Annotated in this window: 12 protein-coding genes; 6 read left to right on the top strand and 6 right to left on the bottom strand. The window is 68.7% G+C overall.

Annotated features, from left to right (window positions below; translation table 11 throughout):
- The first annotated feature begins 9 nt into the window (after positions 1-9).
- From CKO33_RS09225 to CKO33_RS09210, 4 genes are read left to right on the top strand one after another with little or no spacing between them, the layout of a single operon-like run.
- Entirely contained in the window at positions 10-813 is an 804-nt protein-coding gene (locus tag CKO33_RS09225; RefSeq protein ID WP_200181762.1) for an enoyl-CoA hydratase/isomerase family protein, read from the top strand.
- A gap of 60 nt (positions 814-873) precedes the next feature.
- Entirely contained in the window at positions 874-2,886 is a 2,013-nt protein-coding gene (locus CKO33_RS09220; RefSeq protein WP_200181759.1) for an acetyl-CoA carboxylase biotin carboxylase subunit, read from the top strand.
- The gene (locus CKO33_RS09215) at positions 2,883-3,380 is read left to right on the top strand and encodes a MaoC family dehydratase (RefSeq protein ID WP_200181758.1); all 498 of its coding nucleotides are present in this window, start codon (positions 2,883-2,885) and stop codon (positions 3,378-3,380) included. The genes CKO33_RS09220 and CKO33_RS09215 overlap by 4 nt, the downstream gene beginning before the upstream one ends.
- A gap of 12 nt (positions 3,381-3,392) precedes the next feature.
- Positions 3,393-4,316, top strand: coding sequence for a hydroxymethylglutaryl-CoA lyase (locus CKO33_RS09210; protein WP_200181756.1), 924 nt, complete (start codon positions 3,393-3,395; stop codon positions 4,314-4,316).
- A 21-nt stretch (positions 4,317-4,337) separates the two neighbouring features.
- On the opposite strand, the gene CKO33_RS09205 is transcribed toward CKO33_RS09210, so the two are convergent.
- Together CKO33_RS09205 and CKO33_RS09200 are read right to left on the bottom strand one after the other, a co-directional pair.
- The gene (locus CKO33_RS09205) at positions 4,338-5,201 is read right to left on the bottom strand and encodes a class I SAM-dependent methyltransferase (protein ID WP_200181754.1); all 864 of its coding nucleotides are present in this window, start codon (positions 5,199-5,201) and stop codon (positions 4,338-4,340) included.
- 62 nt (positions 5,202-5,263) lie between these two features.
- The gene (locus tag CKO33_RS09200) at positions 5,264-6,523 is read right to left on the bottom strand and encodes a hypothetical protein (RefSeq protein ID WP_200181752.1); all 1,260 of its coding nucleotides are present in this window, start codon (positions 6,521-6,523) and stop codon (positions 5,264-5,266) included.
- 200 nt (positions 6,524-6,723) lie between these two features.
- Between CKO33_RS09200 and CKO33_RS09195 the strand changes: the two genes are divergently transcribed.
- Positions 6,724-8,691 (top strand): acetoacetate--CoA ligase, encoded by a 1,968-nt coding sequence (locus CKO33_RS09195; protein WP_200181750.1) that lies wholly within the window; start codon positions 6,724-6,726, stop codon positions 8,689-8,691.
- Between the two features lie 9 nt (positions 8,692-8,700).
- Here CKO33_RS09195 and CKO33_RS09190 read toward each other — a convergent pair whose 3' ends face one another.
- The 4 genes from CKO33_RS09190 to CKO33_RS09175 all read right to left on the bottom strand — a co-directional run bounded on the left by CKO33_RS09190 (position 8,701) and on the right by CKO33_RS09175 (position 13,720).
- Positions 8,701-10,077: a DegQ family serine endoprotease gene (locus tag CKO33_RS09190; protein WP_200181825.1), complete on the bottom strand. Its 1,377-nt coding sequence runs from the start codon at positions 10,075-10,077 to the stop codon at positions 8,701-8,703.
- Between the two features lie 170 nt (positions 10,078-10,247).
- Positions 10,248-11,456, bottom strand: a complete 1,209-nt coding sequence (locus CKO33_RS09185) for a PilT/PilU family type 4a pilus ATPase (protein ID WP_200181749.1) — start codon at positions 11,454-11,456, stop codon at positions 10,248-10,250.
- 6 nt (positions 11,457-11,462) lie between these two features.
- On the bottom strand, positions 11,463-12,629 hold the full coding sequence (locus CKO33_RS09180; protein ID WP_200181747.1) for a PilT/PilU family type 4a pilus ATPase: 1,167 nt from the start codon (positions 12,627-12,629) through the stop codon (positions 11,463-11,465).
- 56 nt (positions 12,630-12,685) lie between these two features.
- A complete protein-coding gene (locus CKO33_RS09175) occupies positions 12,686-13,720 on the bottom strand; it encodes a type IV pilus twitching motility protein PilT (RefSeq protein ID WP_200181745.1) in 1,035 nt (344 codons plus the stop codon).
- A gap of 87 nt (positions 13,721-13,807) precedes the next feature.
- On the opposite strand from CKO33_RS09175, the gene CKO33_RS09170 reads away from it, so the two are divergent.
- Positions 13,808-14,507: YggS family pyridoxal phosphate-dependent enzyme (locus CKO33_RS09170; protein ID WP_200181743.1), on the top strand; the 700-nt coding region annotated here is incomplete at its 3' end.

Raw genomic sequence — 14,507 nt, 5'->3', positions numbered from 1 at the left:
GGACTCCCCATGCCCAGCGAACAGCACCTGATCGTACGCATCCGCGAGTCGGTGGCCACCGTCCTTCTGAACCGTCCGGAACGCCACAACGCCTTCGACGACACCCTCATCGAGACCCTCACCCGCACCCTGGAGGACCTGGAACGGGACCACCGGGTCCGGGCCCTGGTGCTCACCGGGGCCGGCAAGAGCTTTTCCGCCGGGGCGGACATCCACTGGATGCAGCGCATGGCCGCCTACACCCGGGAGGAGAACCACCGGGACGCCCTGGGGCTGGCCCGGCTCATGGACACCCTCTACCGCTTCAGCAAACCCACCATCGCCCGGGTCCACGGGGCCGCCGTGGGCGGGGGCGTGGGCCTGGTGGCGGCCTGCGACATCGCCCTGGCCGCCCCTGCGGCCCGCTTCTGCCTCTCCGAGGTGCGCCTGGGACTGATCCCGGCCGCCATCGCCCCCTATGTCATCGCCGCCATGGGCAGTCGCCAGGCACGGCGCTATTTCACCACCGCCGAACGCTTCGACGCCCAAGAGGCGCATCGCATCGGCCTGGTGCATGAGGTGGCCGCGGACGAGACGGACCTGGACAGCCGCATCGAGACCCTCCTGCAGGGGCTGCGCCGCAACGGCCCGCAGGCCATGCAGGCCGCCAAGGCGCTGGTGCGGGACGTGGCCGGCCGGCCCATCGACGAACCCCTGATCCGGGACACCGCCGATCGCATCGCCCGGCTGCGGGTGGGGGAGGAGGGACAGGAAGGGCTGACGGCCTTCCTGGAGAAGCGGGACCCCCTGTGGTGCCCCGCCGCGACGGACTGATGCCTCGTCGCGCCCCCACCGCCTTTTTGCTTGCACGCATCACCTGACAGGGACTGGAGCATGTTCGACAAGATCCTCATCGCCAACCGGGGGGAAATCGCCTGCCGGATCAGTCGTACCTGCCGGCACCTGGGCATCCGCACCGTCGCGGTGTATTCGGAACCGGACCGCCAGGCCCTGCACGTGCAGGCCTGTGACGAGGCCTGGCCCATCGGACCGGCCCCGGCCCGGGAGAGCTACCTGAATGCAGAGCGCATCCTGGAGGTGGCCCGGCGCTCCGGGGCCCAGGCCATCCATCCGGGATACGGCTTTCTCTCGGAGAATGCGGATTTCGCCCAGGCCTGCGCCGACGCCGGCATCGTCTTCATCGGTCCCCCGCCCGAAGCCATCCGGACCATGGGTTCCAAGAGCGCGGCCAAGGCCATCATGGAGCGGGCCGGGGTGCCGCTGGTGCCGGGGGATCACGGCGAGGAGCAGTCGGTGGCGCATCTGGCCCGGGTGGCGCAGGAGATCGGCTACCCGGTGCTCATCAAGGCCTCCGCCGGGGGCGGCGGCAAGGGCATGCGGCGGGTGGACCATCCCGGGGACTTCAGCGCGGCGCTGGAGGCGGCCCGGCGTGAATCCGCTGCCGCCTTCGGCGACGATCGGGTGCTCATCGAGAAATACCTGATCCAGCCCCGCCACGTGGAGGTGCAGGTCTTTGCCGACACCCACGGTCATGTGGTGCACCTGTTCGAGCGGGACTGTTCCGTGCAACGCCGTCACCAGAAGGTAATCGAGGAGGCCCCGGCCCCGGGCCTGGACGCCGTCCAGCGCCGGCAGCTGGGGGAGACCGCCGTGGCGGCGGCCCGGGCCATCGGCTACGTGGGGGCCGGCACCGTGGAATTCATCATGGATGGCCGCGGGGCGTTCTACTTCATGGAGATGAACACCCGGCTGCAGGTGGAACATCCGGTCACGGAGATGATCACCGGTCTGGATCTGGTGGCCTGGCAGCTGCAGGTGGCCTGTGGCGAACCCCTGCCCCGGAACCAGGAGGGCATCGGTTTCACCGGCCATGCCTTCGAGGCACGCATCTATGCCGAGGACCCGGACCGGGACTTCCTGCCGGCCACGGGGGTGATCCGCCACCTGCGCACCCCGGAGGCCTCGCCCCATGTGCGCATCGACACCGGCGTGGGCGAGGGAGATGAGATCTCGGTGCACTACGACCCCATGATCGCCAAGCTGGTGGTCTGGGACCAGGACCGGGAGCGGGCCCTCAACCGCCTGCGCCATGCCCTGCGGGCCTTCATCGTGGTGGGCACCACCACCAACGTGGACTTTCTGGCCCGGGTGGCGGTGCATCCGGACTTCCGCGGGGCCCGCATCGACACCGGCTTCATCGAGGCCCACCGGGATGCCCTGTGTCCCCGGCCCGGGACGCTCGGGTCCGCCCCGGTGGCGGCAGCGGCCCTGCACGAGTTGCTGCGGGTGGAGCAGGACAGCCGGGACCAGGCGCAGCGTTCCGGGGACCCCTTCTCCCCCTGGCACGCCACCCATGGCTGGCAGCTCAACGGCGATGGCTACCGGGCCCTGCACTTCATGGACCCGAGCCGGGACCGGGAACTGCAGGTGGAGGTGCACGGTCGTGGGGAGGAATACCGGCTCACCTGGGAGGGAGGCACCCACCGGACCCGGGGTGAACTCCAGGGCGATGGCCATCTGCACCTGCAGCTGGACGGGATCCACCTGGATGCCTGGGTGCTGGAGGATGGCCCCCGGCTGACGGTGGTCCTGGACACCGAGACCCATACCCTGGTGCGCCACGATCCCCTGGCGGCGGGCATGGACGACGAGGTGAAGGACGGCACCCTGGTGGCGCCCATGCCGGGCATGGTGGTGACGGTGCACGTGGCCCCCGGCGACCGGGTGGAGGAAGGGGATCCGCTGATGGTCCTGGAGGCCATGAAGATGGAATACGTGATCCACGCCTTCGCCCCCGGAGAGGTGGAAGCGGTGTATTACGGGGAAGGAGATCAGGTGGCCGAGGGGGCCACCCTGCTGGCCCTGCACACGGAGGAGGCGCAATGACCCCCCCACCCTATTACCTGGAAGACCTCACCCCGGGGATGCGTTTCACTACCCCCCCCACCCTCATGACCGAGGAGGCCATCATCCGCTTCGGTCGGGAGTTCGATCCCCAGCCCTATCACGTGGACCCGGAGGCGGCCCGGGAGACCTTCTTTGGCGGACTGGTGGCCAGCGGCTGGCACACCGTGGCGGTGATGACGGCCATGAACATCCGCTCCCAGCTGCAGCTGGCGGAGGGACAGATCGGCATGGGGGTGGAGTCGGTCCGCTTCCTTCAGGCCGTACGCCCCGGGGACCGGATCCACCTGGAGATGGAGATCCTGGAGGTGAAGCCCTCCGAATCCCGCCGCGGATGGGGCATCATCAAGGTGCTCTGGACCGGTATGAACCAGCACGGCGAGGCGGTGCTGACGCTGCAGCCCAGCATCCTGGTGCGGGGGCGGAACTGCCCGGACCCCGTGACCCCCGACCCACAAGACCCAGAAGCGGCATAAGGAGACCAGGCCATGGCCCTGCCCCGATCCGTACGCATCGTGGAAGTCGGCCCCCGGGATGGACTGCAGAACGAGCCCGGGCACATCGACACCGACACCAAGGTGGAACTGATCCGGCGCCTGGTGGGGGCCGGGCTGACCTGGGTGGAGGCCACCGCCTTTGTCTCCCCCCGCTGGGTCCCCCAGATGGCGGATCATGCCCAGGTGATGGCCCGCCTGCCCGTGGCCCCCGGGGTACGCCACCCGGTGCTCACCCCCAACCTGCAGGGTCTGGAGAACGCCGTGGCGGCGGGGGCCCGGGACGTGGCGGTGTTCGCCGCCGCCTCGGAGACCTTCTCGCGCAAGAACATCAACTGCAGCATCGACGAGAGCCTGGCCCGCTTTGCGCCGGTACTGGAGCGGGCACGGGACCTGGGGATCCCGGTGCGGGGCTACGTCTCCTGTACCCTGGGCTGCCCCTACGAGGGGGCCGTCGATCCCCGCGCCGTGGCCCGGGTGGCCCGCAGCCTGCACCAGATGGGCTGCGGCGAGATCTCCCTGGGGGACACCATCGGCACCGGCACGCCGCTCCAGGCCCGGCACATGGTAGAGACGGTGGCGGAACAGGTCCCCATGGCGCAGCTGGCGGCCCATTTCCACGACACCTACGGCCAGGCCCTGGCCAATCTCTACGCCGTGATGGAACTGGGCATCGCCACCATCGACACCGCCATTGCCGGCCTGGGGGGCTGCCCCTATGCCCGGGGCGCCGCGGGCAACGTGGCCACCGAGGATGTGGTGTACATGCTCCAGGGCATGGGCATCGAGACGGGGATCCGGCTGCCGGCCCTGGTGGACACGGCCCACTGGATCTGCCACCTGCTGCAGCGCCCCGTGAATGCCAAGGTCTCCCGGGCCATGGGCCCGGGCCATGCGGTCGGGGCCGAAGGGCACTGATCCTGCGCAGTTCCCGCAGGCTCAGGCCGGAGCCAACGACCGGTCGTCGCCGCGCCGGAGGATGGCCTGCACGATGCGGATACGATCCGCCTTCAGGTTTTCCATGACATTGCGCCCCATGTCCAGGAATCGGGGGCCGAAGATGAGCACCGGGGACAACCGGATGCCGCCGCCGGCCGCCTCCCGGCGGGTGTGCTTGCTGCGCCAGGCCAGGGCATCCTGGCTGATATCCTCGAAGACCAGGGTCTGCAAGCCCGCGGCCCGCAGACGGGCCTCCAGGGCCTCCCGGGTCAGGAGATGGCTGTGCCGGGCCTCATCCGCCCAGGGCACGGGCAGGGACAGGGGGCCATCCCCCTCCCCGCGGATCACCTCGTGCAGCCACAAGTACCCTCCGGGCCGGAGCACCCGCACCGCCTCGGCCAGGGCCCGGTCCATGTCGGGCACGTTCATGAAGGTGTGCTGCACCCAGATGCCATCGAAAGAGGCCGCCCCGAAGGGCAGATGGCTGGCATCGGCCCGCATCAGGGCGCATGCCCCTGCCAGACCGGTGGCCCGGTTCAGCCACCGGGCCACCGCCAGATAGTCCGGGGTGATATCCACCCCCACCACCCGGGCCCCGTATTCCTGCATGAGCAGGCGGCTGCTGCCGCCGGTGCCGCAACCCAGGTCCAGCACCCGGGCCCCGGGCCGCAGGTCGGCCCGGTCGGCCAGCTGCCGGCTGGCCCGGCGCCCCCCCACATGCAGCTGATCGATGGCGGCCACCGCTTCGCAGCTGAGCCGTTCCGGATCCAGTCCGGCCTCGTCCAGGGCCGTGCGCAGGCGCTGGAGGAGATGGGGCTCGGCATAGCGCCGGGCCAGTGCATCGCGTTCGCGGACAGGGGGCATGACGAAATAGCCTGAGGGAGGAGACAGGCCCGGGGGACCCAGGGGTCCCCCGGGGAAGGACATCAGAACTGGGTGCGCAGGTTCACGCTGAAGGCGTTGAGGCTGTCCCGCGCCACCAGATCGGCGGTATCGGCGTACCCGTAGGTGGCCCAGACCCGGGTGGAGGGGGTCACCTGGTAGTGCATCTGCAGATCCCCGAAGGTGACATCCTCCTCCTGATCCAGATCCCCGGCGACGCCGTCGTAGCGCACCCAGCCGGCGGCCAGCTTCAGCGACCAGTCGTCACTGAGGCGGTAGGTGCCGCGGGTAGCCACCAGGTGGCGATCGAAGTCCTGGTCGGCAACACCGTCATCCTGGAACTCCCGGGACACCTTGCCCAGACCGCTCAGGCTGAGGGCGGGCATGTAGGTGGCGGTGGCGTTATGCCGCGGATTGCTGTGGATCAGGCTGGAGAAGGTGTCAAACCCGGTCTCGATGAGGGAGCCCCCCAGGCTGAAGAAGTACTGTGCCTCCAGCTTCAGGTCTTCGCTGGCCTCCAGCCCCCCCCGCAGGAAACCGCCGAAGGTGTCGTTGGTGAACAGGGCGTCGCCTCCCCCCAGGTAGTGACCACCGGCGGTGACCTCCACGGCCCCCAGCTGCCCCTTGGCCCAGGGAGAGACCAGGGTTCCGTCCCGCGGGGCGTAGAAACGATAGCGCTCATAGGTGCCGTCGGGCAGGGTCTCGTCATCCCCCATGTAGTGTCCCAGCAGGGCCCCCCAGGACCAGCCGCTGGTCTTGCCCACGAAGCCGGCGAACACCAGATAACCGTCGTCCTTGTTGTCGTCCAGGGTGCCCTTCTGACGCTGGTCGCCCCCCATGAGGAAGGTGACCCCCTCCCCGGCGGGACGCATGAGCAGGATGCGGTCGCGGCGATCGTCCCCCACGGTCATGCCGAAGTTCCAGTTGGCGATCTGGCGGCCGGCCCGCAGGGTCCAGTCCCCCAGAGGGACCTGCACGTAGCCGTAGTCCAGGGTCACGGTGCGGTGATCCCGCCCCCAGGTGAAGGGCTGGGTCTGGGCCAGGGCACTCACGTCCCCGGAGGCATCCCCCCGCCAGGTGTCATTGATCAGGTTCACCCCGGCGTGGAGGCTGACCCCATCGTCCAGGGCGATATCGGTGCGCAGGCGGATGCGCTGTTCGAAACCGTTCTGGTACCCCCCCTCCGCCTGGGTGCGGCCGAAGCCCCGTACATCCAGATCGCCGCTGAATTCATAGTCGATGGCCTGGGCGGCCGGCGCGGCCAGCAGGCCGGCCAGCGCAAGATGGCTGGGTCTGATCCCCATGTGATGACTCCTCCCGATCTTCTCGTCGTTGTGTGGTGGCTGGATGGGAACGTCTGCCGATCCATTGCGTCGTGCCCCGGTTAAAGCTAGATTACGTTTACGCAAACGTCAATAACAATATAACGCTTGCGTAAATCAATCACCCAGCCCGGCTGACCCCCTCCCCCGGGACACATCCCCACTGCATCCAGGAGATCGGCATGACCACAGAAGCGGCAATCCTCTGGCAGCCCGGAGAACGGGAACGCACCCGAAGCGCCATGGCCCGCTACCGGGACTGGCTGGAGGCGCAGGGATACGGCAGCTTCGGGGATTACCAGGCCCTGCACCGCTGGTCCATCTCCCATCCGGAGGACTTCTGGGCCAGCCTCTGGACCTACACCGGGGTGATCGCCAGCCGGCCCTGGGAAGCGGTGATGACCCACCCGGAGATGCCCGGCACCCGCTGGTTCACCGGCGCCCGCCTCAACTTCGCCGAAAACCTGCTGCGCCATGCCCTGCAGGGGGAGACCACGGAACAGGCGGTGGTGGAGATCACGGAATCCCGGGAGCCGGTGCGCCTGGACCGGGCCACCCTGCTCGGGCAGGTGGCGGCCCTGCAGGCGGGGCTGCGGGAGCTGGGGGTCACCGCCGGGGACCGGGTGGCCGCCGTGGTGGGCAATACCCACGAGGCCCTGGTGGGCATGCTGGCCACCACCGGGCTGGGGGCCATCTGGAGTTCCGCCTCGCCGGACTTCGGGGTGGAGGCCATCCTGGACCGTTTCGGACAGATCGAGCCCAAGGTGCTGCTGGCCGCCAACGGCTATCGCTACAACGGCAAGGCCTTCGACCGCAGCGAGGCGAACCGGATCCTGGCGGACCGCCTCCCCGGGCTGGAACGGGTCATCCACATCCCGCTGCTGCCCGGGGCGGAGCCCCCCGGGGACGATCGCTTCCTCTCCTGGCCCGAGATCCTCAAGGCCCATGCCGGTGCCTCCCCGGTGTTCGAGCAGCTGCCACCGGATCATCCGGTCTACATCCTCTATTCCTCGGGCACCACGGGCCTGCCCAAGTGCATCGTCCACGGGGCTGCGGGGATGCTGCTCAACCACAGCAAGGAGCTGCTGCTGCATGCCGACATCGGCCCCGGGGACCGTTTCATGTACTTCACCACCACGGGCTGGATGATGTGGAACTGGCTGGCCTCCGGGCTGCTCACCGGGGCCTGCCTGGTGCTCTTCGACGGTTCCCCGGGATACCCGGACCTGGACCGGCTCTGGGATCTGCTGGAACAGGAACGGGTGACCCATTTCGGCACCAGCGCCAAATACCTGGGCCAGTGTCGCAAGCAGGACCTGGAGCCGGGCCGGGGCCATGACCTGTCCAGCCTGCGGGCCGTGTTCTCCACCGGATCCCCCCTGTTGCCGGAGGATTTCGACTGGGTCTACCAGCAGGTGGGGCAGGACCTGATGCTCAGCTCCATCTCCGGGGGTACGGACATCTGCGGGTGCTTTGTGGGGGGATGCCCGCTGCTGCCGGTGCGCCGGGGGGAGATCCAGTGCCCCATGCTGGGGGTGGACGTGCGTGCCTACACCCCGGATGGACAGGACGCCGGACAGGAACGGGGGGAACTGGTGTGCCTACAGCCCTTTCCCGCCATGCCCGTGAGCTTCTGGAACGACCCCGATGGGAGCCGCTACCGCAAGGCCTATTTCTCCACCTTCGACGGGGTCTGGGCCCATGGGGATTTCATCCAGTTCACCGCCCACGGCGGCGCCGTGATCCACGGCCGCTCCGATGCCACCCTCAACCCCGGCGGGGTGCGCATCGGCACCGCCGAGATCTATCGCCAGGTGGAGACCGTGGCGGAGATCGCCGACAGCCTGGTGGTGGGCCGTCCCCACCCGGATGGGGACGTGGAGGTGGTCCTGCTGGTGGTGCTGTCCCCGGGGGAGGCGCTGACCCCGGAGTTGGTGCAGACCCTGCGTACCCGCATCCGCACCAAGGCGAGCCCACGGCATGTACCGGCACAGATCGTGGATGTGCCCCAGATCCCCTACACCCGCAGCGGCAAGAAGGTGGAACTGGCAGTGGCCCGCATGCTCCAGGGGCAGGGCCGGCAGGAGAACCGGGACGCCCTGGCCAACCCCGAATCCCTGGACCAGATCGCATCGGCACTGGGGATCTGAGGGCCGGCATCAATCCCCCGGCCGCACCGCCAGGAACAGGGCGCTGCGTCCGCGCAGCACGCGCAGCAGGACATCGCCGCGGACGGCGTCCAGGACGCGGACGGCCTCATCGCGGTCCGCCACGGGGGTGCGCTGGATCTGATCGATGACATCCCCCCGGCGCAGTCCGGCCTCGGCGGCGGGGCTGCCCGGCTCCACCCCGGCCACCAGGATGCCCTCCACGCGGCCCGCCAGGGGATGATCCCCGGGGATGGGGGCGAGCCAGGCGCCGGGCAGGGCCCGGTGCTGCCAGCGGCCGTTGTCCGCTTCCACCACCTCCTGCTCGTCCCCCAGGGCGACACGGACGTGGTGGGATTCGCCGTCGCGCAGATAGACCATGCGCACCCTGGCCCCGGGGGAGAGCAGGCCGATGCGGTTGCGCAGGTCGGCGGCATCCTCCACCGCCCGGTCCTGCACGGAGATCACCACATCCCCCTCTTTCAGACCGGCCTTCTCGGCGGGTGAGCCGGGCATCACGCGGGCGATGAGCGCGCCCCGGGCCTCTTCCAGTTCCAGGGCCTCGGCCAGCCTGGGGGTGACGTCCTGGATGTACACCCCGAGCCGCCCGCGGCGCACCTGGCCGTGCTCGATGATCTGTTGGGAAAGGGCCTTGACCATGTCCACGGGGATGGCGAAGCCAATGCCCACGTTGCCCCCATTGGGGCCGACGATGGCGGTGTTCAGCCCCACCAGGCGCCCCTGCCAGTCGATGAGGGCACCGCCGGAATTGCCGGGATTGATGGAGGCATCGGTCTGGATGAAGTCCTCGTAGCCCTCGATGCCCAGGCCGGTGCGCCCCAGGGCGCTGACGATGCCCGAGGTGACGGTATGGCCGAGACCGAAGGGATTGCCGATGGCGATCACCAGGTCCCCCACCTCCAGGCCGTCCATCTCCCCCAGGGGGAGTTCGGTGAGGTCCGGGGCATCGATGCGCAGCACGGCGATGTCCGTCTCGGGGTCACTGCCCACCTGGCGGGCCTTGAACTGCCGGCCATCCTTGAGGGTGACAGAGACCTCGTCGGCCTGGGCGATGACGTGGTGGTTGGTGAGGATGTAGCCCTTTTCGGCGTCGATGATGACCCCGGAGCCGAGGCTGTTCTGCCGCCGCGGCGGCAGGTCGGGCAGTTCGAAGAAATGACGGAAGAAGGGATCCTGGAAGAGGGGGTGCCGGGCCTGTTCGATCTGTTTGACGGTGGAGATGTTCACCACCGCCGGCAGGGCCTTCTGGACCACGGGGGCCAGGGTGGGCTCCTTCTGCGGCGCGCCCGTGGGCCACGGCGGGGCCGCCGTGGCCGGGGCATGCAGTACCACAAAGGCAAGGATCAGGCACGCCAGCAGGCGGCGCACCGGGGCAATGGGATGCATCATGCGTCGGGTCTCCGGTCGCTTGCGTGAACCTTCGCCGGACCGGCGCCCGGGAACGCAGGGACCCATTCCCGGGGCGCGGGCCACGGCCACTGCCGCAAGGGACCATGATGGGAGAGACAAGTTCCGGCACGGGTGCCGGGTCCGCGGCATCAGCCGCCCGGCGGGGGATCGTCCTTCGGGTCTTCCAGGGGGCGCAGTTCCTCATCGAAGCCTTCACGACCGTCGCTGAAACCGCGGCCGGCGGAGAAATCGCCGCTGGGCAGTTCCAGATCCTCGTCCTTGCGCTGGAGGCTGCGCACGCCGCCGCCGAAGTGGATGCGCCACTCCAGGTCGCCGCGGGAGTCGGCCTTGGCCAGGGCCTCGGGCAGGTTGACCCGGCCGGACTTGTAGAGCTCGAACAGGGACTGATCGAAGGTCTGCATGCCCACGGAGGCCCCCTTCTCCATCACCGCCTTGATCTGGCCGATCTCCCCCTTGCGGATCAGCTCGGAGATGTAGGGGGTGTTCACCAGCACCTCCACGGCGGGCACGCGGCTGCCGTCCTTGCCCAGCACCAGGCGCTGGGAGACGATCCCCCGCAGGTTCAGGGAGAGGTCCATGAGCACCTGCTGCTTGGCCTCCGGCGGGAAGAAATTGATGATGCGGTCCAGGGCCTGGTTGGCATTCACCGCGTGCAGGGTGGTCAGGGCCAGGTGGCCGGTGTCGGCGTAGGCGATGGCGGCCTTCATGGTGTTCAGATCCCGCACCTCGCCGATCATGATCATGTCCGGGGCCTCGCGCATGGCCTCCCGCAGGGCGTTGTCGTAGGAGAGGGTGTCCAGGCCCACCTCCCGCTGCCCGATGATGGACTTCTTGTGGCTGAAGCTGTACTCGATGGGATCCTCGATGGTGAGGATGTGGCCCGTGCGGCAGCCGTTGCGGTGGTCGATCATGGAGGCCAGGGTGGTGGACTTGCCGCAGCCGGTGGAGCCCACCACCAGCACCAGGCCGTTGTCGTGCAGGGCCAGGTCCTTGAGCACGGCAGGCAGGTTCAGCTGCTCCAGGGTGGGGATCTCGCTCTTGATGAAGCGGATCACCATGGAGACCTCGCCGCGCTGCACGTAGACATTGATGCGAAAACGCCCCAGGCCCTCCACGGAAAGCCCCAGGTTCATCTCCTTGTCCCGCTCGAAGGCGGCCACCTGGCGCTCGTCCATGACGTCGTAGGCCAGTTCTTTAGCCCCCCCGGGTTGCAGGGCCTGGCGGCTGATGGGGCGCACCTCCCCCTCGATCTTGACGCAGGCGGGCGCCCCGGTGGTGAAGAACAGGTCCGAGGCGTTCTTCTGGGCCATCAGCTTGAGATAGGGCAGGAGCAGCATGGGGGCCTATCCCTTGAGCCCGGATTCCTCCGGGGTCTCCTCCATCTTCAGTTCGGCGGCGTCGTCCATGAGTCCGGGGGTCTCCCCGCGGCGGCTGTCCAGCTTGATGCGCAGGCGCAGGTCGTTGACCGAATCGGCATGGCGCAGGGCATCCTCGTAGGTGATCTCCCCGGCCTCATAGAGCTTGAACAGGGCCTGGTCGAAGGTCTGCATGCCGGCCTCGTTGGACTTGGACATGAGCTCCTTCATCTGGTGGATCTCCCCCTTGAAGATCAGGTCCGACATGAGCGGGGTGTTGATCATGATCTCCACCGCCGGGACACGACCCTTGCCGTCGGCGCGGGGGATGAGGCGCTGGGAGACCACCGCCTTGAGGTTCAGGGACAGGTCCATGAGCAGCTGCTGGCGCCGCTCCTCGGGGAAGAAGTTGATGATGCGGTCCAGGGCCTGGTTGGTGCTGTTGGCGTGCAGGGTGCTCAGGCAGAGGTGCCCCGTCTCGGCGAAGGCGATGGCATAGTCCATGGTCTCCCGGTCACGGATCTCGCCGATGAGGATCACGTCCGGGGCCTGGCGCAGGGTATTCTTCAGCGCCACATCGTAGCTCTCCGTGTCCACCCCCACCTCGCGCTGGGTCACCAGGCAGTGGCCGTGGCTGTGGACGAACTCGATGGGGTCCTCGATGGTGACGATGTGGCCGTAACTGTTGTGGTTGCGGTGGCCCACCATGGCCGCCAGGGAGGTGGATTTGCCCGAGCCGGTGCCCCCCACGAAGATCACCAGCCCGCGGCTGGTCATGGCCACCTCCTCCAGTTGCGGCGGCAGGCCCAGATCCCCCATGGCGGGGATCTCGGAGGTGATCACCCGCAGCACCATGCCGGCGCTGCCCCGCTGGGTGAAGGCGTTGACGCGGAAACGGGAGATGCCGGGCAGGCTGATGGCGAAGTTGCACTCCTGGGCGCGCTCGAACTCCGCCGCCTGGCGGTCGTTCATGATGGAGCGCACCAGCACCTGGGTGTGGGCCGGGGACAGGGGCTGGTTGGTCAGGGGGGTCATCCTGCCGTCCACCTTCATGGAGGGGGGCGCCCCCACGGTGATGAACAGGTCCGACCCCTTCTTGCTCAGCATGGTCCTGAGCAGGTCGTGCATGAAGCGTATGGCCTTGTCGCGATCCATGGGCTTTCTCTCGAGGGGGGAACCAAAGGGGCCGAACCGATATGCCGGGACCGGCCTTAGAGTGCGTCCGGATTGGCCGCCTTGCGCCGGGCCTCCTCCCGGCTCACCAGGCCCCGCTGGAGCATCTCCTTGAGCCCCTGGTCCAGGGTCTGCATGCCCACGCCCTGGCTGGTCTGGATGGCGGAATACATCTGCGCGATCTTGTTCTCGCGGATCAGGTTGCGCACGGCCGGGGTGCCCAGCATGATCTCGTGGGCGGCGCAGCGGCCGCCGCCGATGCGCTTGAGCAGGGTCTGGGCGATGACCGCCCGCAGGGACTCCGACAGCATGGCGCGGACCATGTCCTTCTCCGCCGCCGGGAACACGTCCACGATGCGGTCGATGGTCTTGGCGGCGGAGCTGGTGTGCAGGGTGCCGAAGACCAGGTGCCCCGTCTCGGCGGCGGTGAGGGCCAGGCGGATGGTCTCCAGATCCCGCATCTCCCCCACCAGGATGGTGTCCGGGTCCTCACGCAGGGCCGAGCGCAGGGCCTCGTTGAAGCCCAGGGTGTCGCGGTGCACCTCGCGCTGGTTCACCAGGCACTTCTTGGACTCGTGCACGAACTCGATGGGGTCCTCCACGGTGAGGATGTGGCCGTACTCGGTGTTGTTCTTGTGGTCGATCATGGCGGCCAGGGTGGTGGACTTGCCCGAGCCCGTGGGGCCCGTGACCAGGACGATGCCCCGGGGATATTCGGCGATCTTCTCGAAGATGCCGGGGCAGTCCAGATCCTCCAGGGTGAGGATCTTGCTGGGGATGGTGCGAAACACCGCCCCCGCTCCCCGGTTGTGGTTGAAGGCGTTGACACGAAAGCGCGCAAGGCCCGGGATCTCGAAGGAGAAGTCCGTCTCCAGGAACTCCTCGAAATCCTTGCGCTGCTTGTCGTTCATGATGTCGTAGACCATCCCATGGACCTGCTTGTGCTCCATGGGCGGCACGTTGATGCGGCGCACGTCCCCGTCCACCCGGATCATGGGGGGAAGCCCCGCCGACAGGTGCAGGTCCGAGGCACCGTTCTTCACGCTGAACGCCAGCAGCTGGGTGATGTCCATCCGTCCCCCTCGAAAGGCCCCGGGTGTTGCGTCCACCGGGACGGGGTCCCGGGTGACTTCGACTGTCGTCGACTATAGCATAGGGCTATGAACCCAATGTGCGACCGAATCCAGGCCGTTCTGGACCGCATCGCCGAGGCCGCCCGGCGTCACGGGCGGGACCCGGGCGAGGTGCGGTTGCTGGCGGTGAGCAAGACCCGTCCCGCCGAGGACATCCGGGCGGCCCTGGCCTGCGGACAGCGGGCCTTTGGCGAGAACTACGCCTCGGAGCTGGAGGAGAAATCCACCCCCCTGGCCGATGCCGGACCCGAATGGCACTTCATCGGCCCGGTGCAGGGCAACAAGACCCGGCTCATCGCCGGGGTGGCGGACTGGGTCCACTCCCTGGACCGGGAGCGCATCGCCCGCCGCCTGGACGCGCAGCGCCCGGCGCAGCGCGGTCCCCTCCAGGTCTGCCTGCAGGTGAACATCAGCGGCGAGGACAGCAAGTCCGGGGTGGACCCGGCGGACCTCCCCGCCCTGGCGGAACAGGTGGCCGGTCTCGGGCAACTGCGCCTGCGGGGGCTCATGGCCATCCCCGCCCCCAGCGACGACTTCGACCAGCAGCGCCGCACCTTCGCCCGCCTGCGCACCCTGCAGGAGGATCTGATGCGTCGCGGCCATCCCCTGGACACCCTGTCCATGGGCATGAGCGCCGACCTGGAGGCGGCGGTGGCCGAGGGGGCCACCATCGTGCGCATCGGCACGGCCCTGTTCGGCCCCCGCCGCCTCCAGGTCGGCGAGGGGG

It is taken from the genome of Ectothiorhodospira mobilis (genome assembly GCF_016584115.1).
Lineage (GTDB): Bacteria > Pseudomonadota > Gammaproteobacteria > Ectothiorhodospirales > Ectothiorhodospiraceae > Ectothiorhodospira > Ectothiorhodospira mobilis.
Note: the sequence above shows the minus strand (reverse complement) of the source record. Positions and strands in the feature narration are given on the sequence as shown.